This is a genomic window from Pseudomonas parafulva (genome assembly GCF_002021815.1).
In the GTDB taxonomy this organism is placed as follows: domain Bacteria; phylum Pseudomonadota; class Gammaproteobacteria; order Pseudomonadales; family Pseudomonadaceae; genus Aquipseudomonas; species Aquipseudomonas parafulva_B.
In genome coordinates this window covers 847,263-867,424 of sequence record NZ_CP019952.1, presented here as the reverse complement: position 1 = coordinate 867,424, position 20,162 = coordinate 847,263, and the positions used below count along the sequence as shown (strand labels likewise).

Here is a 20,162-nt window from a genome sequence, read left to right as displayed (position 1 = left end):
CGAGCAAGCTGAATAAGGATTGAATCATGCAAATCCAGGTCAACAGCAGCAACCACATCGATGGCAATGCCCGGCTCGACGAGTGGGTCCGCAACACGGTGCAAGACACGCTGGAGCGCTACGAGGAAGACCTCACCCGTATCGAGGTGCACCTGCGCGATGAAAACGGCGGCAAACCCGGACCACAGGACAAGCGCTGCCAGATGGAGGCTCGCCCAAAAGGCCATCAGCCGATCTCGGTGACCCACACGGCAAACTCGCTTGACCAGGCGGTGGAAGGCGCGGCCACCAAGCTGACCCATGCGCTGGAGCACCTGTACGGCAAGTTGCGCAGCAAGCGTGGCGTGCTGGAGCTGAGCGACCCGGAGGCTTGATCGCTTGACCGGAACGGGGCCGCGCAGCGGCCCTGCCTTATCCAAGCGCGAGGGCTCAGCCTTGCACCACTGCCCCCGTGCCACGACCGATAAACGGTTGGAACCCGGCCCCACCCCCACCAGTCAATTTCTGCATCATCACGTTGCAGAAGCGCCATCATGACCAATCCATTCGATCAGATCAGTGCAGCGTTCAGCCCCCAGTACCGGGTCAACCTGAGCATCGAGGCGCTCGACGGGAGCATCATGCTCACCTTGTCTGACGAGGCGGGCATCGCCGCCAAACGCTTGATCAGCCAGGCGCAACGCAATGACCCCGCTCGCTTGCAACGGGTTATCGACAGCATCCGCCTGGGCCTGGCGATAGATCGCAGCCAGAACCCCATGCAAGTGCTCGCCGCCCTTACGCGCCCCAGTGGTGGTCAAGCACGCAACGTGGTGGCCAACTGAGGGTCACTTACCCTCTTCTACATCCTTGCCGCTGGCGTCCAGGACCTTGGTCGACGGATAGCGATACGACGCGTAGCGCACCACCAGAATGGCGAATGCCAGCAGCAGGATGCCTCCGCACACGTACAGCAGCCCCACATCGGGCGCCTTGTGGTGCGACACGTCGCCAATCAACAGGCGGGTGAGCGCGGTGATGGCCACGTACAGCAGAAAGCGGATGGGCATGTGGTTGGTCTTGAAGTAGATACCCACCATGGCGCCCAACTCCAGGTAGATGAACAGCAGCAGGATGTCATCCACGCTGATCCCACCTTTGCCGAGCATGTCCAGAAACGTCACCACAGCGGCATAGGCCGTTATCGCACCGATGCCGAACAAGGCCAGGTAGTGAAAGCCTTCGACGCACAGGTTGCCCAGCGAATCGGCTGAGCCGTGCAGGCCTTTGCGCAGTTTTTCTGCCCATTTGATGTTCATGATCGATGACTCCCCGAAGCTCTCTGAAAAATGATCCGCTGCCTGTATGACGCTTGTGCCATGCAGTTAAAGGGCCAGGCACAGGGGCTTGGAAGGTGGTCGAGCGATGCAGGACACGCACACCCCCTGGGAAATTCAGGGTTGCGCGATTCAGGGAATGCCATTACTGTATATCGATACAGTAAATCGTTAACAGCAAAAAGGCATAGAGGTGATGAATGGCCGTCGAAGTGGTGTATCGCAGCAGCCGCGACCCGGAGCGCTTGTTCATGGATAAGGCCGAAGCAGACCGTCACGACAAGATGCTCGAACTGGCTGAGCGCCTGGCAGAAGTCCTGCACAAGGCTGTGCCATCGTTGAGCGAACAGCAGGTAGAAGAAGCCGGTATCTACATGGCCAAGAACCGCGATGTGTTCGCCAGGGCGTTCAAGAGCCAGCCCGACGCGCTGGGTGAACTGCTCGAGGGCGATGCTGCTCAATAGCGATCGGTGGGCCTTTGAGCGACGAGGCCTGGGGCGTTGTATTCAGTCGTACAACAAACGTTCCGCCAGCGCCTGCGCCACACGTGCAGGCGAACGCTTTTCAGCCTGGGCATGGCCGAACACTTCGGTCAGGCGGGTGGGTATACGGGCAATGTGGGCGGTGATCGCCTCCGCTTTTTCGCCCCTATGGGCCAGCGCTGAGTAGATCAGGGCACCCGCGTTGATCACGTAATCAGGTGCATACAGAATCCCCCGCCCTTCCAACTGGTCGGCAACGTGCAACGATGCCAGTTGGTTGTTTGCAGCACCCGCCACTGCCGCGCACCTCAACTGCATCACGCTTTGCCCATTCAATCCCGGGCCTATGCCGCAGGGGGCGAAGATGTCGCACGGTGTACTGGGGAGCGCATCGTGGGCAATCGGTTGTGCGTCGAACTGCTCTACTGCAAGTCTCACTCGGCCAGGCTCCAGGTCGCTGACCAGCAGGTCTGCACCTGCTGCGTGCAGGTGTTCGGCCAGCGCGTACCCTACACTTCCCAACCCCTGGATGGCGACACGCAGCCCTTCGAGGTTGTGGCTGCCCAGCCGCGCATGGGCGGTGGCGCGCAGGCCCGCGAATACCCCCATCGCCGCATGTGGAGCAGGGTCACCCAGCGCTGTCGTGCTGACAACATGGGGGGTGCCTTGCGCCAAGCAATCCATGTCCAGTGTCGAGGTGCCGCTGTCCAGGGCGATGAGTAGCCGCCCTTGCAAGCTATCGATACAGCGGCCGAATGCTTCGAACAAGGCAGCGCGGTCGTTCACCTGCGGGCTGCGCAGCATGACCGCCATGCCGCCCCCGAAAGGCAGGCCCGCCATTGCCGCCTTGTAGCTCATGCCCTGGGCCAGGGTGACTGCGTCGGTGATCGCACTCTCATGATCGGTGTAGGCCAGGTAGCGACAACCGCCCATGGCGGGCCCGAACCGCTCGCTGTGAATGACCACGACGGCCTCAAGGCCTGTCTGCGGATCGTTGAACACATGCAGTGACTGAGTACGGGTGCTTTGCATCAGTGCGAACATGGCCTGGCTCCCCATGAGGTGCAGCATCCAGTATAGGCACCTGAAACGGGCGGGCCGGGCTACCGGACAACTGGACGAAACCGCTCTGGGCGGCTATTACTCAAGGGTGAGTGGAGAAGCCCATGAAGCCACGTCAAGCCTGCCTGGCCTGCCTTGAAGACACGCCTGCCGCCCTGCTGCAAGCTGCGCTGTGGATTGCCGCTGAGCATGATCCAAGCGTCGATCCTGATGCCTGCCAGGCCGTGTTCCAGAACATGCAGCACACCATCAGCATTCACCTGCCCATGATTGGCGTCACTGAACTTGCCCAGCCGCTCTTGCGCCAGCTCAACGCGCTGGGTTTCCAACAGGATGAATACCTGCCGCTGCGTCCTCACGCTGCCTTGATGAACCATGTGCTGACAAGGCGACGTGGCCAACCGCTGGCCTTGGCCATCCTGGCACTGGAGTTTGCGCAGCGTCTGTCCATTCCACTCGAAGGCGTCGCCTTCCCCGGGCATTTCCTGTTGCGCGTGCCGGGTGCCGACCATTTGCTCGACCCCTGCGGCGGTCGGCGTCTTTACCCCAATGATTGCCGGGAGCTGCTGGTCCGCCAGTACGGTCCGGGTACCGCCTTGAGCGCCGAGCACTTGCGCCCGGCCAGCGCCATGCAGATGCTGCAACGGCTGTCACGCAACCTGCGCCAGTTGCACACCAGCAATGATGCCCCACTCGCGGCGCTGATCGACGCCGAGCGCGTCATGCAACTGGGGCCCGCCCAGGTCGGCGACTACCTGGCCCGTGCCAACCTGTACAGGCAGCTCGATTGCCCGCATGCCGAGCGCTTCGACCTAGAGCATGCATTGCTGCTGACGCAAGACCCTGTCCAGCGGCTGGTTTTGAGCGAGCGGCTGGGTCAGTTGCCTTCGATCAATCGCTTGATTCACTGACGGCAGATGATCCGGGGGGCTAACGTCTTTCTGCGAGTAATGGCGTATGGGCAAAAGTGACTGGATTGGATCACCAGAATTGGTGATGATCTGGAACAACGGATTATCTGGGTGCGCAGCCTTAAAGGCTCAGCGCACCCATTAGCAAGGAGAGCAAGCTTTGAACATAGCGACACGCATAACTGCCATAACCACGTTGACGCTGACTTTCATGGGGTTGCCAGGGTGCGAACAGCGTAAAGAGAGCGAACAGCCGAAAGTGTCGAACGTTCAACTCAGGAAGATCGCCACTCAACTTGTTGAAGTCAATGCCACGCTCAAGGAGCTCAAGGAAATACAGGCTCAAAGCATGGCTATGCAACAAGCTCAGTTTGCAGCTCAGCTAACAAATAACCAAATCGTGCTGAAGTCGCTCAACGACAGGACCTACACGAGCGCAGCCAAGAAACGCAAAGCTGATGCGCATGATGAGGCTCCAGAGCAGTCACCCAAACCACGCTAGGCAATAAACGACTTCTCGGCTCAACCGCGGCTCGAGGCTCTCACTTAGGCGTATCGGGTTGACGCGAAGGATGAGCCTGCATGAACGCCGGATGCTGCTGCGCCAACGCCGCCACCCTGCGAATGCGCGGGTAACCCCCAAGGTCGACCCCGAATCGCTCGGCGGCATAGAGCTGCGGTATCAGGTAGACATCCGCCAGGCCAGGCGCATCGCCCAGGCAGTAGCCACCCTCGCCGATCACCTGCTCGACAGCCCCCAGCCCCTGGCTTATCCAATGGCCGATCCATTGGTTGATCTGCACTTCATCCTGGCCCGCTTCACGCAGGCGGTTGAGCACGCTGACGTTGTGCAGGGGGTGGATGTCGCAGCCGATGATCGCCGCCACCCCACGCGCCTTGGCGCGCTGCGCCGCCCCTGCCGGTAGCAGCGCGGGCAGCGGATAGGCCTCTTCCAGGTACTCGATGATGGCTGGAGATTGCACCAGAACCTCACCATCGTCGGTACGCAGAGTGGGCACCCGGCCCTGGGCATTGATACCCAGATAACCGGCTTGCCGATGCTCGCCTTGCAGCAGATTGACGGGGAGTGCCCTGAAGCTCAGCCCTTTGAGGGCCAAGGCAATCCGCACTCGGTAGGACGAGGTGGAACGGTAATAGGTATACAGCTCCATGCCTGCGTCTCCTCAGTTGGCCGCAATGACCCGACCACGGCACTCGCCGAACCCGATGCTCACCTCACCGTCGCACACACCCCGTGCCCGCAGGATGATTTCGTCGCCGTCCTCCAGAAACTTGCGCACTTCGCCATTGGGCAGCTCGACCGGGTGCTTCCCGCCCTCGGTGATTTCCAGCAAGCTGCCATAGGACCCTGGGGTGGCACCTGACAGGGTGCCGGAGCCGAACAGGTCGCCGGGTTGCAACTGGCAACCGTTGACACTGTGGTGCGCCACCAACTGGGCCACCGTCCAGTACATGCTGCGGGTGTTGCTCAGGGCCAGGCGGTGCGGCGCCCCCCCTTCCTCGCGCATGCGCTCGGTGAGCAGCAACACTTCCAGTTCGATGTCGAATGCACCCGCTGCCTGATCCCGCTTGTCGAGCAGATAGGACAGCGGCTGGGGGTCACCTTGAGGCCTTGGCGGCTGAGCGCAGCGCAAGGGCGCCAGCGCCTCGGCCGTGACGACCCAGGGCGAAATCGTGGTCACGAAGCTCTTGGACAGAAACGGGCCCAGTGGCTGGTATTCCCACGCCTGGATGTCCCGCGCCGACCAGTCGTTGAGCAGGCACAGGCCCGCGATGTGTTCGGCGGCATCGCCGATGGGGATGGCCTGGCCGATGTCGTTGCCCTGCCCGATCCAGATGCCCAGCTCCAGCTCGTAGTCCAGCCGCGCACAGGGGCCGAAGCTTGGTTCGCTCTGGCCGGCAGGCAATGTCTGGCCCTTGGGCCGGCGAACATCCGTCCCGGAGGGGCGAATGGTCGATGCGCGGCCGTGATAGCCGATGGGCACGTACTTGTAGTTGGGGAGCAAGGGGTTGTCGGGGCGGAACAACTTGCCAATGTTGCGGGCATGCTCGATGCCCACGTAGAAGTCGGTGTAATCGCCGATCTGGGCCGGCACATGCAACTGGCAGGTGCTGGCGGGATAAAGCGCGCCCTCCAGCATTGCCTGGTGCTCGGATTGCTCACCGAGCAACTCGAGCAGCCGCTCCCGCAGCGCCACGCGCGCAGCGCGCCCGAGTGCGAAAAACGCGTTCAAGGTGCCGCCCTGGGTGGCAAGTACCGCCGCCTTGGCCTGACCTTCGAAAAAACCCATGGCCAGCACCGCCTCAAGGTCGAGGATGGCATCGCCGATGGCCACGCCACAGCGCTTGGCTTCGCTGCCACGACTGAAGATACCCAAGGGCAGGTTCTGCAGCGGGAAGTCACTGTGCCCATTGGCGTGGCTCACCCAGCTGCGAGCAATGGCGGGTTGGTTCATGGGTTATCTCCGGTTCGGGTTGAAGGTGCTGGGCAAGGTGGCCCAGCAGCTGTCGTAGTCGGCCTGCAACTGCGGGCAGGACATGGCGTACTGGCTCGGGCGCAGCACCTGGCTGGTCTCGAACATGAACGCCATGGTGTTCTCGATCTTGTGCGGGGCCAGCTCGGCCGCTATGGCCCTGTCGCAGGTCTCGGCATCCGGGCCATGGGCACTCATCACGCTGTGCAGGGACGCGCCACCGGGTACGAAGCCTTCGGCCTTGGCATCGTAGGCACCGTCGATCAGCCCCATGAACTCGTTCATCAGGTTGCGGTGGAACCATGGCGGACGGAAGGTGTTCTCGGCCACCATCCAGCGCGGGGGGAAGATCACGAAGTCCATGTTGGCAAGGCCATGCACGCTGGTCGGTGAGGTGAGCACGGTGAAAATCGAGGGGTCCGGGTGGTCGAAGCTGACTGTGCCCAAGGTATTGAAGCGACGCAGGTCGTATTTGTAAGGCACGTTGCTACCGTGCCAGGCCACCACGTCCAATGGGGAATGCTGGAGCTCGCACGCCCAGTGCTCTCCCAGAAATTTCTGTACCAGTTGCACCGGCCCGGTGGTGTGTTCATAAGCGGCCACCGGCGTTTCGAAATCGCGGGGGTTGGCCAGCCCATTGCTGCCAATAGGCCCCAGGTCCGGCAGGCGCAAGGGCGCGCCGTGGTTTTCAGCCAGGTAGCCACGGGCATGGCCATCGAGCAGTTCGACACGAAACTTCATGCCGCGGGGAATCACTGCAATTTCAAGCGGGCCCACCTGCATCACACCCAGCTCGGTGGCAAGGCGCAGCCGACCTTGCTCAGGCACCAGCAACAGCTCGCCATCGGCGTTGAAGAACACGCGCTCCATGGAGCGGTTGGCGCTGTAGATGTAGATGCTCACACCGCCAGGCGTGTTGGCAGGGCCATTGGCCGCCATGGGCAGCCAACCCTCGATGAAGTCGGTTGGCGCTTGCGGGATGGGCTGCGGGTTCCAGCGCAGGCGGTTGGGCGTGATCGTGCCCCCCGCCTCGTTCAGGGGCTGGCGCGTCAGGCGCTCGAAACGCGGATGGGCGGCTGACGGCCGGATACGGTACATCCAGGTGCGGCGCAGCTCATGACGGGCCATGGTGAACGCCGTGCCGGAGAGCAGCTCGGCATAGAGCCCATAGGGGGTTTTCTGTGGCGAGTTCTGCCCGACCGGCAAGGCGCCTGGCAACGCTTCGCTGGTGAATTCGTTGCCGAAACCGCTGAGGTAGTGAAGGTCAGGTGAAGGGTCGCGATTCATCGATGCCTCCGGGCCGGGGCGGCCTGTGGGAGCAGTTGCTGCTGCCCGAGGGAACGGCGGCGCATCTGCATTGTTTTTATCGTAATCAGATTACGGATAACGTAATTTGCTCTGCACCAGGCGTCAAGCTATAAAGGCGCGACTCGATGACTCGCGGATGACCCTACCGATGGCCAAAGCCAGCTCCCCTACCGACAACGGCAAGCAGAAGGTCCGCTCAGCCGAGGTGGGCACCGACATCCTCAAGGCATTGGCCGAACTCTCACCCTCCACGTCACTGTCCAGGCTTGCAGAGCATGTCCAGATGCCGGCGAGCAAGGTGCATCGTTACCTGCAAGCTCTGATTGCCAGCGGGTTCGCCGAACAGAATGCGGCTACCAATCATTACGGCCTGGGGCGCGAAGCCTTGCGCGTGGGCATGGCCGCGCTGGGCAGCATCGATGTGCTGAAAGTCGCCGCGCTGCCGCTCTCCCAGCTGCGTGATGAACTGAACGAGAGTTGCTTTATTGCGGTGTGGGGCAATCAGGGGGCGACCGTGGTAAGCATCGAACCGGCCGTACGCGCCGTCACCGTGGTGACGCAGATTGGCTCGGTATTGCCGCTGCTGACCTCGTCCACCGGGCTGGTGTTCGCGGCCCATTTGCCTGAGCGGGAAACCGTGGACTTGATGGCGCGCGAGCTGACCCAGCTCAAGCTAGGGCCTGGGGATTATCAGACGGTGCTGGCAGGTATACGTGAACGCGGTCTGCACCATATCCACGGGCTGCTGATGCCGGGTGTGGATGCGCTGTCGGCGCCGATCTTCAACGCCATGGGGCAGATCGCTGCGGTGATGACGGTGGTGGGGCCCACGTCGATGTTTCATGCCGATGAACAAGGCCCTGCGGCACAGCGGCTTTTGGCTGCTACGCGCGAGGCAAGCTGGCGCATGGGGTACTGCCCAGCCTCTTGAGCACCGCAGACTGTTGCCTGGTATGTAACGGTGAATGTCGCCGTATGCGGTTTTTCCAGTCGATTCAATTGCTTATTATCGGATCACTGGCTGGCACCGAGGGCTCTCCCCCCGCTCACGGTGCCAGCCGGGTGTATCGACGTAGATTTTGAAGCTCCTTGATCTGACGTCTCGATTGACCGCTGCGAAAGGCAGCGGTTTTTTTTTGCCTGCCGTTTGGTCCTCAGGAGCCCGGTTGCCATGTCATCGGGTCAAAACCTGGCCACTTTGAGCGAGCCGAACCCTTGGGCGGGTTCCCTGAACGCCAGGTAATGACGCAACACCTGTTGCGGCGCCTCGGTATGCGGATGGTGGCCAATACCCTGCAACAGCACGACATCGGCGGTCGGAACGTGTCGACGGTAGTGCTCGACCATGTGCGCGCCATAAAGGGGATCGACTGCGCCGGCGATCAAACGCAACGGCACCGCCCCCTGCAGCGCCTGCGTCCAGCGATCACGGTGCTGCAAGCGTTCAGGCACGTAGCCGGCAAGCCTGTGCAGCACGCGCGTGCCGCGATTGGCAGCCAGCATGCTCCAGAAGTCGTCGAGCACGCTTTCGCTCGGGTGGGTACATGGCCCATAGACACGGGTCAGGTGACGCACCAGGTCATCGCGGCTGAACGAGCGCGCCACCAGCCAGCCCAGGCGACTTAGCAGCAGCTTCTGCAGTAACAGCATGCGACAACCTTCAGGAAACAGGCCGCTGTTGAGAAAGACGCAGCTGGCGATATTGGCGCGCTGCTCATGATGCCGAGCCAGCAGCTCCTGGGCCACGCTACCTCCGTAATCATGAGCCAGCACATCCACCGGCTGGTCGATCTGCAGGTGAGCCAGCAAGGCCTGCTGCAAGTCGGCCTGCTCCATCAGGCTATAGGCGTGATCAACTGGCTTGGCCGAATCGCCGAACCCCAGCATGTCGCAGGCCACCACCCGATAGCGCTGGGCCAGAGGGCCCCACAAGTAATGCCAGTCCCAGCTGCCTGTAGGAAAACCATGTAGCAAAAGCAGGGGCGTTCCTTGCCCTGCGGTCCAGTAGCGGATGCTCTGGCCCCGGAATGTGAAACTCTGTCCCCGGGTACGCCAGACGCACAATGGAATTTCGGCCATGGGCATCGGAAGGCACCGGGTTAAGGGATGTGGACGCGATAAGGCAAGGCTGCTGTCATTGCATGTCACCTCGGCACTTGCATGTGCTCTCTGTGCGAGACACAGTCTAGCCAGCGGCCGAGGCGCTTGAACTTGCGTTGCCAGCCAGCTTGATGACTGAGCGAGTCACCTGCACCAGCGGTAGGCGCAGCCTGACTGGTTGCCGGCTGCGTATCCTTCCTGCAAAAACGTCAGGCGCTCAGTGCCTGCACCAGTTCAGCCAGCCACGGCTCGGCATCGGTTTCCGGTGTCACGGTTTCGCTGGCATCAAGCCGCAGCATGGGCAGCACCTCCTGCACGCCAAGTTCGGCAAACAGTTCGCGCATCTGTTCGCCGCCACCGCAATAGGTATCGCCATAACTGGAATCGCCCAAGGCGATGACTGCACCCGGCAGGCCACGCCAGTCGGCCGGCAGGGTGTCGCGCAGGGCGCTGTAGAGGGGCATGAGGTTGTCGGGTAACTCGCCCATGCCTGTGGTGGAGGTCACCGCCAGTACGGCCTGCGGGCCGAACGCCTGCAAGTCTTGCAAAGAGGCTCGGTTGGCGTGCCAGGCTTCCAGGCCAGCGGCCTTGAGCAGCGATTCGGCGTGACGGGCAACTTCTTCGGCGGTGCCGTACACCGATCCGGAAATAATGACGACTTTCATCAGGGAAAAGGATTCCGATACTGAGTGAAATCGTAGGATACTAGCACCCAGCGCTGGCACAAGGCCGTGGCAACGCCCGCGGCCCTCATTCCTTCACTGCATGACCCAGACATGATCAATGCGCAGTTGCTGCAATCGATGGTCGATGCCTCGGACGACGGTATCGTGGTCGCTGAACAGGAAGGCGACGACACCATCCTCATCTACGTGAACGCGGCTTTCGAGCGTCTCACCGGCTACAGCCGGGATGAAATCCTGTACCAGGACTGCCGCTTTCTGCAGGGGGACGACCGTGACCAATTGGGCCGCGCGCGCATCCGCAAAGCGCTGACCGAGGGCCGGGCATGCCGTGAAGTGCTGCGTAACTACCGCAAGGACGGCACCGCTTTCTGGAACGAGCTGTCCATTACCCCGCTAAGGCACGCGGCTGACCAGCGCCTGTACTACATCGGCATTCAGAGGGACGTTACCCGGCAAGTGGAAACGGAACGCGAACTGGCTGAGCTGCGCGCTCGTCAGAAAGCCGGTGATGGTGCGTGAACCAATGCGCTTTGGAGTCAATCGGGCCGTAGAACCCTCCACATCGAGTTTCAACATGCCCCCCGACACACTTCTGACCCAGGATGAGCTGGACTATATCCAGGATGTCCAGCACTCCCCGCAGTTTGACATGACCGAAGCCATGACGAGCCTCCTGGTCAATGGGGACAGCCGCATTCAGGGTCTGCTCACGCGCCTGGTCGCTCATGAGCAGGTTACCTTGCAGGCCCATGTCGACAACCAGCAGATCAGCATTCCGCTTCAGCTGATCGAGGACGAGTTTCATACGCTGCAATTGCAACTGGGCGCGCCCGATATCTTCGAGATAGGCCCCAGGCTGCGCCCATGGCGGCTGACCCTTGATCCGCCCTGTGCATTGCTCGACGCCCACGGTGAGGAGAGCGGGCTCTGGGTGTGCGATATCTCTGTCAAAGGTGTGCTTGTGCATGTGCGCGACCTGCTAGACGCTCCTGATGTCTTCACGCTCCGATTCGCCCCGGACGGTGTCTGCCCCATCGAGCTTCACGGCAAGCTGGGCCGGCGTATCGACGGCTGCAAGGCCGCCTATGACCTAAGTGGCACTGCCCAGGAAGACATCGAACGCCTGCGCGATTTCATCCTCCACAAGCACCGGCTTGCTCACCCTGAGTTGCATACGCAAATGCCCGGCTGAAGACGACACCCGACGAACGCACCGTGTTCTCCCACGGCGGTGGCTTACGCCCGCTCGGTCGATACGCCATAATCCGCGCCCACTTCTTGCATGCCTAACTGAGTCGACCACCACCCCGGCCGACACAGCCAAGGGGCCAGCTACCCGCCAGCCTCGTCGTCAGGAGATACACGATGTCTAGATCCCCCGTCACCTTGATGGTGTCGCGGCGCGCCGCCGATGGCCGCTATGAAGAACTGCTGGCCTGGCTCCATGAGGGCGAACAGCTGGCCACCGATTTCCCCGGCTACCTGGGCTCAGGGATTCTCGCACCGCCGCGCGACGGCGATGAATTCCAGATCATCTTCCGCTTCAGCGATGAGCCGACCTTGCATGCCTGGGAACATTCGGCCTCGCGGCGCGCCTGGCTCAAGCGCGGCAACGGGCTGTTCGAGCGCCCCAGGGAGGCACGGGTCAGTGGCATAAACGACTGGTTCGGCACTGCCTTGGTGCGTAAACCACCCCGTTGGAAACAGGCCACGGCGATCTGGCTGGCATTCTTTCCGGTGTCACTGGCCTTTAACATGCTGTTCGGTCACTGGCTGGCAGGCATGGACCTGTTGCCACGCGTGCTTGTCAGCACCCTGGCGCTCACCCCCCTGATGGTGTACCTGTTCATCCCCCTTTCAACGCACCTGCTGGCGGGCTGGCTGCAGGGGGCGGCGGCACGCGAACACGCCTGGCGTAGCCGGTAGGCGCAGGCCACACACGCGTTGGGCAGTTGGGGTATGCTGGGCGACAACCTTCGACTCATACAGTTGACCGCCCCGAACATGAACAGCCCTATCCTGATAACCGGAGCCAGCCAACGCGTCGGGCTGGCCCTGGCCATGGAACTGGCCCAGGCCGGCCATACGGTGGTCAGTGCCAGCCGCAGCGTCCAGCCTCAATCGCCACACCCCAATATCATTCCGTTCACCGCAGACTTGTGCCAGGCGGCCGATCGCCAGGCACTGATCGACTACCTCTACAGCCATTACGATGGCCTGCGCGCCGTCATCCACAACGCTTCGCTGTGGCTCGACGATGACCTGGCCAACCTCGACACCATGTTCCGCCTTCATGTCGAAGCGCCCTATCATCTCAATCTGGCCCTGGGCGAGCTCTTGGCCAAGGTCGACAAGGCCGACATCATCCACGTCTGCGACGAAACGTCCTCACGCGGCAGCAAGAGCCACATCGGCTACGCCGCCACCAAGGCCGCGTTGCAGAACATGGTGTTGTCGTTTGCCGAAAAGTACGCACCCACGGTACACGTCAACGGTATTCTGCCTGGGCTGCTGATCCTCAAGGAGGGCGGCGACGAAGCCTATCGCCAGCAGACGCTGAAGAAGGCACTGCTGGAATTCGAACCGGGCGCCGGGCCGCTGATCGAGACCGTCAAGTACCTGCTTGCCAGCCAATACAGCACCGGCAGCCAAGTGGTCATCAACGGTGGCCGCCACCTGAAAAACCGCATCATTTGAGAGAAGCCCATGACCCCACAGCAACAGCTCGAACTGGAAGCCGCCGCTTTCCGCCGGCTCGTGGAACACCTGCGCTCACGCACCGACGTGCAGAACATCGACCTGATGAACCTGTCCGGGTTCTGCCGTAACTGCCTGTCCAAGTGGTACAAGGCGGCAGCTGACGAGCGCCAGGTGGACCTGAGCCTGGATGACGCCCGTGAAGCCGTCTACGGCATGCCTTATGGCGAGTGGAAGGCCCAGTACCAAAAAGAGGCCAGCCCCCAGCAGCAGGCCGCATTCGAACAAGGAAAACCCCGTGACTGATCTGACTACCCTGCGCGCCAGCCTGGACAGTGGTGAACATGTGTTCGCCGACACCTTGGCATTCATTGCCGAACACTATGCCTATCAGCCCCAGGCCTTCAGCAACGGTGGCGTCGAAAACGCGGCCGGGCAGAACGAAGGTTCATGCAAGACCTTGGGCCTGGCGTTGCTAGAGGGATTGACTGATCGTGAGGCGCTGCTGGCCTTTGGCGAGCATTATCGAGATGTGCAGGCCACACCCGAGGGCCACGACCATGGGAATATCCGTGCGCTGATCGCGTACGGCCTGGCAGGCGTCAAGTTCGAGGCATTACCACTGTCGCGCAAGGCTTGATGGGGGTTGTCCATCCAGCGGTCTGCGCCCTGGAGTCGCGCACGGCAGCATGAAGACTGGGGCTGCTTGGCAGCCCCAGTAACCTGACCTCAGAGCGTTACAGCTGCACGCAATCGAACTGCACCTCGGTCGCCACATCTTCGTCGTAATCGACGTCCGTGCGCTCGAAGCCGAACAGGTTCAGGAACTGCTTCTTGTAACCGGCATAGTCGGTCAGCTCGAACAGGTTCTCGGTGGTCACCTGTGGCCACATGGCCTTGCAGGCATCCTGCACATCATCACGCAGTTCCCAGTCGTCCAGGCGCAGGCGGCCTTTTTCGTCGACCTGCGCCGGGGCGCCGTCGGTGCGATACATACGGTCACGGAACATGCGATCGAGCTGATCCTGGGTACCTTCGTGGACACCCTTCTCCTGCATGATCTTGAACACCATCGACAGGTACAGCGGCATGACCGGGATGGCCGAACTGGCCTGGGTCACCACCGACTTGAGCACGGCCACATTGGCGCCGCCCTTGACCTCAGCTGCCAGCTTCTGGTCCAGGCGCAGGGCAGTGTCGTCCAGGTCCTGCTTGGCCTTGCCCAGGGCGCCGTGCCAGTAGATGGGCCAGGTGATTTCGGTGCCAATGTAGCTGAAGGCGACGGTGCGAGCGCCTTCGGCCAGCACATCGGCACCGGCCAGGGCGTCGATCCACAGCTGCCAGTCCTGGCCACCCATGACGGTCACGGTGTCGGCGATTTCCTGCTCGGTGGCCGGCTCGATGCTGGCCTCGATGATGGCGTCCTTGTTGGTGTCGATGGCCGTCGACTTGTACGGCTGGCCGATGGGCTTGAGCGCCGAGCGCACCAGTTCGCCCGTCTGTGGCAGCTTGCGCACCGGCGAGGCCAGCGAATAGATGACCAGGTCGACCTTGCCGCCCATGTCGTTCTTGATCAGCTCGATGACCTTGGCCCGCGCTTCGTCGGAGAAAGCGTCACCGTTGATCGACTTGCTGTACAGGCCCTCGGCCTTGGCGAACTTGTCGAACGCCGCCGCGTTGTACCAGCCAGCGGTGCCGGCCTTGGTTTCGGTGCCTGGCTTCTCGAAGAACACGCCCAGGGTGTCGGCCTTGAAACCGAAGGCTGCAGTGATGCGCGCGGCCAGGCCGTAGCCACTGGAAGCACCGATGACCAACACCTTCTTCGGACCATCCTCGCGCACGCCCAGTTTGCGGGTGGCTTCGATCTGGTCACGGACGTTGAGCTCGCAGCCCTTGGGGTGAGTCGTGGTGCAGATGAAACCGCGGACCTTAGGATGAATGATGGCCAATGTCTGTACCTCGTCTGGTTTATGCACGAAAACGCCACTCAGGGCGTTTTCAAATGTGGACTGAGGGGTAAGACTCACCCCGCAGGTTAGGCGACACATCTTAAGGGTTGAACGCAGCGATGCAAAATCGGTGGGCGGTTGGCGACACGGCGCGCTGTCCGGACGCACCCTCCCAACGCCGAGGCATTGATTCGGTTTTCCTATCAATGGGCAATAAAAACAAACTTAACAAATAAGCAAAATGCGCCGATGCTGGTTGCCCTCACCTTCAGACGGAGAACAACAACATGAACGAAGTGGTGATCGTCGCCGCGACCCGCACCGCCATCGGTAGCTTCCAGGGCGCCCTGGCGGGCGTCCCGGCCGTCGACCTGGGGGCAGCCGTGATCAAGCGTCTATTGGAGCAGACCGGGCTGGAGCCGGCTCAGGTCGACGAGGTGATCATGGGCCAGGTGCTCACGGCCGGCGCCGGGCAAAACCCTGCACGTCAGGCAGCGATCAAGGCAGGCCTGCCGTTCAGCGTGCCTGCCCTGACCCTGAACAAGGTCTGCGGCTCCGGTCTCAAGGCACTGCACCTGGGCGCCCAGGCTATTCGCTGCGGCGACGCTGAGGTGGTGATCGCCGGCGGTCAGGAAAACATGAGTCTTGCCCCTTATGTAATGCCATCTGCCCGCACCGGCCAGCGCATGGGCCATGGCCAGCTGATCGACAGCATGATCAGCGACGGCCTATGGGACGCGTTCAACGACTACCACATGGGCATCACGGCTGAAAATCTGGTGCAGGAGTACGCGCTGAGCCGTGAACAGCAGGACGCCTTCGCGGCCGAGTCGCAGCGCAAGGCGGTGGCAGCCATCGCCGCTGGCCGCTTTGAGGCCGAAATCACCCCGATCGTGCTGCCACAGAAAAAAGGCGAGCCCAAGGTTTTCGCCCAGGACGAACAGCCACGTTCGGACACCACGGCTCAATCCCTTGCCAAACTGCGCCCTGCCTTCAAGAAGGACGGCAGTGTGACGGCAGGCAATGCCTCCAGCCTCAACGATGGGGCCGCGGCAGTGCTGCTGATGAACGCTGCAAAGGCCCAGGCATTGGGCTTGCCCGTGCTGGCCAGGATCGCGGCCTATGCCAGCGCTGGGGTCGACCCCGCCGTGATGGGGATCGCCCCTGTCTCGGCGACTGAACGCTGCCTGGGCAAAGCAGGCTGGCAACTGGCCGACCTGGACCTGATCGAAGCCAACGAGGCGTTCGCGGCCCAGGCGCTGGCCGTTGGCAAGGCGCTGGCGTGGGATGCTTCGCGGGTCAACGTGAACGGTGGGGCGATTGCGTTGGGTCATCCCATCGGTGCATCCGGGTGCCGCGTGCTGGTCACCCTGCTGCACGAGATGATCAAGCGCGATGCCAAGAAAGGTCTGGCAACGCTGTGTATCGGGGGGGGGCAAGGCGTGGCCCTGGCGATCGAGCGCTGATCAACCGAGCCATGGGCACTTGGACGCCGCCGTGCACGCCCTAGCGGCGGCATCTGCCATGCACAATCAGGCGTTGGCTACCTGCAGGGCGTGGAACGCGGGTGGCGTGACCTTGATCGGATCATTGAGCGCCTTGACCAGCCGGACCACTTCCTCACAGGCCTGCACGGCGACGCCCAGCGGGCTGTGCAGCAGTGAGCACGCCGTACCGATCCACAGTCGCTCCCCCAGACGCTCATTGGCTTCACACAGCCAGTGCCACTTGCTGTCCAGGGCATGCTGGGCATCGTTTTCTGCGTCGACCAGGCCCAACGACAGCACTTTGTAGGCAGGCAGGCGGTCCAGGGTGCTCGTCAGCTGCTCAGGGTCGCTCACCAGGTCGATGTGCAAGCCGTCCACCGGCAGGTGCGCGGCCAGGCCAAGGTTGCCCTGCAAGCCACCGGCCCACGTCGCGATCAGCTTTTTCAACGGGGCGTGCTGCAGGATGTTGTAAACCCGCTCGTAGGCGTTCTTCCAGTCCTGCGGCAGCGCCTGGGCAAGGATCGGCTCATCGATCTGCACCCACTGCACGCCTTGTTCGGCCAGGCGATTGAGAACGGCGTCGTAGTACGGAAGCAGTTCGTCGACAGATTCCAGCGCTAGGCTGTGCCCGTCTTGCGCCGCGCTTTGCCACAAATAGGTCAGGGGGCCGACGAGAACAGGTTTGACGGTGTGGCCCAGCGCGCTGGCCTGGGCCACTTCCTGTAGCAGCTGATCGGCAAGCAGGGTGAAATGCCGCGTCACAGGTGCCTGAGGGTCGCGCGCTGCGCCGCCCTGCCAGTCCACATCGCCTACAGGCAATAGCTCGATACCGGCGTCTTTCTGCATCTGCCAATGACGTGCGCGAAGCGCATGGTCGTTGCCAGTGCGTGGAAAGCCCAGGTTATGCGCCAGTGCCATGTGTATGTCCCCAATGTGCAGAAATGATGGGGGCATTTTCAGATCGATGAGCGTTTGAAACAAACTCAATAAATTTGAGATCAACTCAAGTTTCCCTCATGTTACTCGCGCTGGCGCACCCGTGACGCCTAGCCGTGTCTTGATCAGATCAATGCGCTGCGCAACCGGGCATGACCCATTCACAGGGCTGGCGCACAATGCCAGCCTGCCCACACTCGGTGTTCCGTCATGAGCGTGCTCAAAACTGCCCTGCAACAACAGCAATTCGCTTGCGTCATGGAGTTCGTCCCCAAGCCGTCAGCAGAGCGTTTTGCGGCGATGGACGCCATAATGGCCCGCAGGCAGCTGTGTGGCTGGCCGATGACACTCGCCATTGGCGACCGGGTGAGCAGCCCGCTGGACATGTCACCCCTGGATGCCTTGGCCTGTTTTGAGCATCCGGTACCTGCCCTGCCCCACTTTTCCGGCAAGGACCGGGAGCGCCATCACCTGCTCGCCCAGATGCGGCGCATGGATGCTGCGGGCCAGCACCAGTTGCTGATGCTGACAGGGGACCGCCTGCCAGGCCATACCCCAGGCAAGCGCCCGGTGCGCTACCTGGAATCGGTGGCAGCGCTGCAGATCGCCCGGCAAACCTATCCGCACTGGTGGCTGGGCGCAGCGCTCAACCCGTTCAAATACCGTGAAGAAGAAGGCGCCGCTCAGTACCTGAAGGCTGAAAAGAAATTGGCAGCCGGTGCCGACTTTTTCATCCTGCAGCTAGGTTTCGATGCTGCCAAGCACCAGGAAGCCATGCACTGGATGCGCCGCCAGCGCGCACCTAAACCTATGCTGGCTTGTCTTATGAGCCTTACCCAAGGCCGTGCGGGCATGCTCGATCATGTCGCAGGCGTGACCGTCACCCCGTCGATGCGGCAAATGCTGGAAGCCGAGGCGGCGCAATCCAAGGCCTTTGCCCAGGCTCGCAGCATCGACCGCCTGGCCCTGCAGGTCATTGGGGTTAAGCTGATGGGCTACGCCGGCGTGCATCTGTCGGGCATCCATGAGCCCAGCCAGCTGCTTGCCTTGGAGGCACGCCTTGCGCACTGGCAGACGCAAGTGGCCACGCTGGAGCAATGGGCGCCTGCCTGGCAGGCCAGCTGGCAAATGCCTAGCCTACCGGCAGTGACGTTTCACCCACCGCAGGCGGCATGGCGCGAGGGAGAGTCGCGTGTCGTGGCTTCGTTTGCCCAGAAAGCCCGCTACCACGCCATGCATGGCATGCATGGCCTGTTATTCAGTCGTCGCAACCCGGTGAGTCAGTTGTTCGGGTGGGCGGTTCGCCAGCCGATGTGGGCGACAGGCCTGGGCGCCCAGGTGCTGCACAGCGTGGAGCGGGCCGTGAAGCGACCACTGCTTGGCTGCGACACCTGCGGTCGTTGCCGCCTGGAAGACACCTTGTACACCTGCCCCGAGACCTGCCCCAAGGGCCTGGCGAACGGCCCCTGCGGCGGTACCACCTTGAACCGGTGCGAGTTTGGCGATCGTGAGTGCATCCACAGTGCCAAGTACCGCACGGCCAAGGCGGTGCGGCAAACCGATGTGCTGGCCCAGCGCTTGATCCCTTGCGTGGAGCAGCACAACCGCCATCGAAGCTCCTGGCCGGGTTGGTTCGGTGGAAAGGTTCAGCCCGTCACTCAGCCGTCAGCGCCTCGAAGCCGGCGCGAATCGTAGCTTCGGGAAGATCATCGGCAATGAACACCATGACGCTCTCGCGCGGTTCGGCCTCAGCCCATTCAGCGTCCCAGTCGAACCCGTAGAGCTTGAGCACGCCCTGAAACACCAGCTTGCGGTCCTCGCCCGCGATATTGAGCACGCCCTTGTAACGCAACAGTTGCGTGCCATGGGTTTCCAACAGGCCATTCATGAAGTCGCTGAGGCGGTCGATGTCCAGCGCCTTGTCGGTGCGCAACACCAAGGTGGCGATACGGTCCGGGGTGGCGGGTTTGAGTACTGGTCGCAGGGTGGGTTTGAGGTTGGCGCCCAGGTCCGGGTTGAGGTTGAAGCCGCGTACATCGAGCAGTGCACCCAAGTCGATGCGGCCTTGTTCGACCACATGCATGGCGGCCCGCCCATTGATGCGGGCCAGGCGCTCGCGCAGGGCTTGCACGGTGGCCGGTTCCACCAGGTCGGTCTTGCTCAGCAGCAGGCGATCGGCAAAGCCCACCTGAGCCTGGGCGATGGTCTGGGTCAGGTGGACGTCGGCGTGAGCGGCGTCGACCAGGGTGATGATGCCGTCCAGGATGTACCGCTCGCGCAGCTCTTCGTCGATGAAGAACGTTTGAGCCACAGGCGCGGGGTCGGCCAGCCCTGTGCACTCGATCACCAGCCGATCAAAGGCAATTTCGCCAGCATCGAGCCGCTCCAGCAGCAGGAACAGCGCACGGGTAAGGTCGCCATGGATGCTGCAGCACACACAGCCGTTGGCCAGGGTCATGACCTGCACCGGCTCGTCACCGAGCAACTGGCTGTCGATGCCTGCTTCGCTGAACTCGTTTTCGATCACGGCCAGCCGCAGGCCGTGCTCGGCCTTGAGCATGTGCTTGAGCAGCGTGGTCTTGCCGGCACCGAGAAAGCCGGTCAGTACGGTTACGGGAATCGGGGTCTGCACGCAGAACATCTCCTGTTCGGAAAAAACACAGGCCCCACCGCGACAGGCCTGCGCTCATCGCCAGCACCTGCCCCCAAGAGGAGCGGGCTTGTCGATGACCA

Annotated in this window: 24 protein-coding genes; 14 read left to right on the top strand and 10 right to left on the bottom strand. The window is 62.2% G+C overall.

The window, feature by feature from the left end:
* Positions 1-26 precede the first annotated feature (26 nt).
* Both B2J77_RS03800 and B2J77_RS03795 read left to right on the top strand, forming a co-directional pair.
* Positions 27-374, top strand: a complete 348-nt coding sequence (locus B2J77_RS03800; RefSeq protein ID WP_058604891.1) for an HPF/RaiA family ribosome-associated protein — start codon at positions 27-29, stop codon at positions 372-374.
* Between the two features lie 159 nt (positions 375-533).
* Positions 534-824 (top strand): DUF3509 domain-containing protein, encoded by a 291-nt coding sequence (locus B2J77_RS03795; RefSeq protein WP_058637196.1) that lies wholly within the window; start codon positions 534-536, stop codon positions 822-824.
* Between the two features lie 3 nt (positions 825-827).
* On the opposite strand, the gene B2J77_RS03790 is transcribed toward B2J77_RS03795, so the two are convergent.
* On the bottom strand, positions 828-1,298 hold the full coding sequence (locus B2J77_RS03790; RefSeq protein ID WP_058637197.1) for a phosphate-starvation-inducible protein PsiE: 471 nt from the start codon (positions 1,296-1,298) through the stop codon (positions 828-830).
* A 218-nt stretch (positions 1,299-1,516) separates the two neighbouring features.
* On the opposite strand from B2J77_RS03790, the gene B2J77_RS03785 reads away from it, so the two are divergent.
* Positions 1,517-1,780 (top strand): YebG family protein, encoded by a 264-nt coding sequence (locus tag B2J77_RS03785; RefSeq protein WP_058604888.1) that lies wholly within the window; start codon positions 1,517-1,519, stop codon positions 1,778-1,780.
* Between the two features lie 42 nt (positions 1,781-1,822).
* Here B2J77_RS03785 and B2J77_RS03780 read toward each other — a convergent pair whose 3' ends face one another.
* A complete protein-coding gene (locus B2J77_RS03780) occupies positions 1,823-2,842 on the bottom strand; it encodes a Glu/Leu/Phe/Val dehydrogenase family protein (RefSeq protein ID WP_058637235.1) in 1,020 nt (339 codons plus the stop codon).
* A gap of 122 nt (positions 2,843-2,964) precedes the next feature.
* Between B2J77_RS03780 and B2J77_RS03775 the strand changes: the two genes are divergently transcribed.
* Both B2J77_RS03775 and B2J77_RS03770 read left to right on the top strand, forming a co-directional pair.
* Complete coding sequence (locus B2J77_RS03775; protein WP_078478017.1) at positions 2,965-3,771, top strand: SirB1 family protein; 807 nt, start codon at positions 2,965-2,967, stop codon at positions 3,769-3,771.
* Between the two features lie 160 nt (positions 3,772-3,931).
* Positions 3,932-4,273: a hypothetical protein gene (locus tag B2J77_RS03770; RefSeq protein ID WP_058637199.1), complete on the top strand. Its 342-nt coding sequence runs from the start codon at positions 3,932-3,934 to the stop codon at positions 4,271-4,273.
* Between the two features lie 40 nt (positions 4,274-4,313).
* Here B2J77_RS03770 and maiA read toward each other — a convergent pair whose 3' ends face one another.
* Genes maiA through hmgA form a run of 3 tightly spaced genes read right to left on the bottom strand, consistent with a single transcriptional unit; the run spans position 4,314 to position 7,553 of the window.
* Complete coding sequence (gene maiA / locus B2J77_RS03765; protein ID WP_078478016.1) at positions 4,314-4,943, bottom strand: maleylacetoacetate isomerase; 630 nt, start codon at positions 4,941-4,943, stop codon at positions 4,314-4,316.
* Between the two features lie 12 nt (positions 4,944-4,955).
* On the bottom strand, positions 4,956-6,248 hold the full coding sequence (gene fahA, locus B2J77_RS03760) for a fumarylacetoacetase (RefSeq protein ID WP_078478015.1): 1,293 nt from the start codon (positions 6,246-6,248) through the stop codon (positions 4,956-4,958).
* Positions 6,249-6,251: 3 nt separating this feature from the next.
* Positions 6,252-7,553, bottom strand: a complete 1,302-nt coding sequence (hmgA, locus tag B2J77_RS03755; RefSeq protein WP_058637202.1) for a homogentisate 1,2-dioxygenase — start codon at positions 7,551-7,553, stop codon at positions 6,252-6,254.
* Positions 7,554-7,722: 169 nt separating this feature from the next.
* On the opposite strand from hmgA, the gene B2J77_RS03750 reads away from it, so the two are divergent.
* On the top strand, positions 7,723-8,505 hold the full coding sequence (locus tag B2J77_RS03750) for an IclR family transcriptional regulator (RefSeq protein WP_078478014.1): 783 nt from the start codon (positions 7,723-7,725) through the stop codon (positions 8,503-8,505).
* Between the two features lie 251 nt (positions 8,506-8,756).
* Here B2J77_RS03750 and B2J77_RS03745 read toward each other — a convergent pair whose 3' ends face one another.
* Positions 8,757-9,659, bottom strand: coding sequence for an alpha/beta fold hydrolase (locus B2J77_RS03745; protein ID WP_058604882.1), 903 nt, complete (start codon positions 9,657-9,659; stop codon positions 8,757-8,759).
* A 224-nt stretch (positions 9,660-9,883) separates the two neighbouring features.
* A complete protein-coding gene (locus B2J77_RS03740; protein ID WP_058637204.1) occupies positions 9,884-10,339 on the bottom strand; it encodes a flavodoxin in 456 nt (151 codons plus the stop codon).
* Positions 10,340-10,450: 111 nt separating this feature from the next.
* On the opposite strand from B2J77_RS03740, the gene B2J77_RS03735 reads away from it, so the two are divergent.
* From B2J77_RS03735 to B2J77_RS03710, 6 genes are all read left to right on the top strand, one after another.
* Positions 10,451-10,879 carry a PAS domain S-box protein gene (locus B2J77_RS03735; protein WP_058637205.1) on the top strand — a complete coding sequence of 143 codons (429 nt, stop codon included), beginning with the start codon at positions 10,451-10,453 and terminating at the stop codon, positions 10,877-10,879.
* Positions 10,880-10,934: 55 nt separating this feature from the next.
* The gene (locus tag B2J77_RS03730) at positions 10,935-11,552 is read left to right on the top strand and encodes a hypothetical protein (protein WP_078478013.1); all 618 of its coding nucleotides are present in this window, start codon (positions 10,935-10,937) and stop codon (positions 11,550-11,552) included.
* A 173-nt stretch (positions 11,553-11,725) separates the two neighbouring features.
* Positions 11,726-12,286, top strand: a complete 561-nt coding sequence (locus B2J77_RS03725) for an antibiotic biosynthesis monooxygenase (protein WP_078478012.1) — start codon at positions 11,726-11,728, stop codon at positions 12,284-12,286.
* A 33-nt stretch (positions 12,287-12,319) separates the two neighbouring features.
* Positions 12,320-13,057, top strand: coding sequence for a dihydromonapterin reductase (folM, locus tag B2J77_RS03720; RefSeq protein ID WP_058637208.1), 738 nt, complete (start codon positions 12,320-12,322; stop codon positions 13,055-13,057).
* A 9-nt stretch (positions 13,058-13,066) separates the two neighbouring features.
* On the top strand, positions 13,067-13,363 hold the full coding sequence (locus tag B2J77_RS03715) for a DUF1244 domain-containing protein (RefSeq protein ID WP_058637209.1): 297 nt from the start codon (positions 13,067-13,069) through the stop codon (positions 13,361-13,363).
* The gene (locus tag B2J77_RS03710) at positions 13,356-13,697 is read left to right on the top strand and encodes a HopJ type III effector protein (protein ID WP_058637210.1); all 342 of its coding nucleotides are present in this window, start codon (positions 13,356-13,358) and stop codon (positions 13,695-13,697) included. Before B2J77_RS03715 ends, B2J77_RS03710 begins: the two co-directional genes overlap by 8 nt.
* A gap of 97 nt (positions 13,698-13,794) precedes the next feature.
* On the opposite strand, the gene fabV is transcribed toward B2J77_RS03710, so the two are convergent.
* Entirely contained in the window at positions 13,795-15,006 is a 1,212-nt protein-coding gene (gene fabV, locus B2J77_RS03705) for an enoyl-ACP reductase FabV (RefSeq protein WP_078478011.1), read from the bottom strand.
* 287 nt (positions 15,007-15,293) lie between these two features.
* On the opposite strand from fabV, the gene B2J77_RS03700 reads away from it, so the two are divergent.
* Positions 15,294-16,472: an acetyl-CoA C-acetyltransferase gene (locus tag B2J77_RS03700; protein WP_058604874.1), complete on the top strand. Its 1,179-nt coding sequence runs from the start codon at positions 15,294-15,296 to the stop codon at positions 16,470-16,472.
* Between the two features lie 66 nt (positions 16,473-16,538).
* Here B2J77_RS03700 and B2J77_RS03695 read toward each other — a convergent pair whose 3' ends face one another.
* Complete coding sequence (locus tag B2J77_RS03695) at positions 16,539-17,411, bottom strand: 5-methyltetrahydropteroyltriglutamate--homocysteine methyltransferase (protein WP_078478010.1); 873 nt, start codon at positions 17,409-17,411, stop codon at positions 16,539-16,541.
* A 228-nt stretch (positions 17,412-17,639) separates the two neighbouring features.
* Here B2J77_RS03695 and B2J77_RS03690 point away from each other — a divergent pair, with 228 nt between their 5' ends.
* Positions 17,640-19,124: a methylenetetrahydrofolate reductase C-terminal domain-containing protein gene (locus B2J77_RS03690; protein WP_078478009.1), complete on the top strand. Its 1,485-nt coding sequence runs from the start codon at positions 17,640-17,642 to the stop codon at positions 19,122-19,124.
* Here B2J77_RS03690 and yjiA read toward each other — a convergent pair.
* The gene (gene yjiA, locus B2J77_RS03685; protein ID WP_078479388.1) at positions 19,084-20,061 is read right to left on the bottom strand and encodes a GTPase; all 978 of its coding nucleotides are present in this window, start codon (positions 20,059-20,061) and stop codon (positions 19,084-19,086) included. The genes B2J77_RS03690 and yjiA overlap by 41 nt on opposite strands.
* Positions 20,062-20,162: the final 101 nt, after the last annotated feature.

Excerpts from the sequence above, each read along its gene's own strand:
- B2J77_RS03695 (WP_078478010.1), bottom strand. The coding sequence starts at position 17,411 with ATGGCACTGGCGCATAACCTGGGCTTTCCACGCACTGGCAACGACCAT.
- B2J77_RS03800 (WP_058604891.1), top strand. The coding sequence starts at position 27 with ATGCAAATCCAGGTCAACAGCAGCAACCACATCGATGGCAATGCCCGG.
- B2J77_RS03715 (WP_058637209.1), top strand. The coding sequence starts at position 13,067 with ATGACCCCACAGCAACAGCTCGAACTGGAAGCCGCCGCTTTCCGCCGG.
- B2J77_RS03775 (WP_078478017.1), top strand. The coding sequence starts at position 2,965 with ATGAAGCCACGTCAAGCCTGCCTGGCCTGCCTTGAAGACACGCCTGCC.
- hmgA (WP_058637202.1), bottom strand. The coding sequence starts at position 7,553 with ATGAATCGCGACCCTTCACCTGACCTTCACTACCTCAGCGGTTTCGGC.
- fahA (WP_078478015.1), bottom strand. The coding sequence starts at position 6,248 with ATGAACCAACCCGCCATTGCTCGCAGCTGGGTGAGCCACGCCAATGGG.
- maiA (WP_078478016.1), bottom strand. The coding sequence starts at position 4,943 with ATGGAGCTGTATACCTATTACCGTTCCACCTCGTCCTACCGAGTGCGG.
- B2J77_RS03785 (WP_058604888.1), top strand. The coding sequence starts at position 1,517 with ATGGCCGTCGAAGTGGTGTATCGCAGCAGCCGCGACCCGGAGCGCTTG.
- B2J77_RS03790 (WP_058637197.1), bottom strand. The coding sequence starts at position 1,298 with ATGAACATCAAATGGGCAGAAAAACTGCGCAAAGGCCTGCACGGCTCA.
- B2J77_RS03745 (WP_058604882.1), bottom strand. The coding sequence starts at position 9,659 with ATGCCCATGGCCGAAATTCCATTGTGCGTCTGGCGTACCCGGGGACAG.
- B2J77_RS03700 (WP_058604874.1), top strand. The coding sequence starts at position 15,294 with ATGAACGAAGTGGTGATCGTCGCCGCGACCCGCACCGCCATCGGTAGC.
- B2J77_RS03735 (WP_058637205.1), top strand. The coding sequence starts at position 10,451 with ATGATCAATGCGCAGTTGCTGCAATCGATGGTCGATGCCTCGGACGAC.
- B2J77_RS03730 (WP_078478013.1), top strand. The coding sequence starts at position 10,935 with ATGCCCCCCGACACACTTCTGACCCAGGATGAGCTGGACTATATCCAG.
- B2J77_RS03740 (WP_058637204.1), bottom strand. The coding sequence starts at position 10,339 with ATGAAAGTCGTCATTATTTCCGGATCGGTGTACGGCACCGCCGAAGAA.
- folM (WP_058637208.1), top strand. The coding sequence starts at position 12,320 with ATGCTGGGCGACAACCTTCGACTCATACAGTTGACCGCCCCGAACATG.
- B2J77_RS03690 (WP_078478009.1), top strand. The coding sequence starts at position 17,640 with ATGAGCGTGCTCAAAACTGCCCTGCAACAACAGCAATTCGCTTGCGTC.
- B2J77_RS03780 (WP_058637235.1), bottom strand. The coding sequence starts at position 2,842 with ATGTTCGCACTGATGCAAAGCACCCGTACTCAGTCACTGCATGTGTTC.
- B2J77_RS03725 (WP_078478012.1), top strand. The coding sequence starts at position 11,726 with ATGTCTAGATCCCCCGTCACCTTGATGGTGTCGCGGCGCGCCGCCGAT.
- B2J77_RS03795 (WP_058637196.1), top strand. The coding sequence starts at position 534 with ATGACCAATCCATTCGATCAGATCAGTGCAGCGTTCAGCCCCCAGTAC.
- B2J77_RS03750 (WP_078478014.1), top strand. The coding sequence starts at position 7,723 with ATGGCCAAAGCCAGCTCCCCTACCGACAACGGCAAGCAGAAGGTCCGC.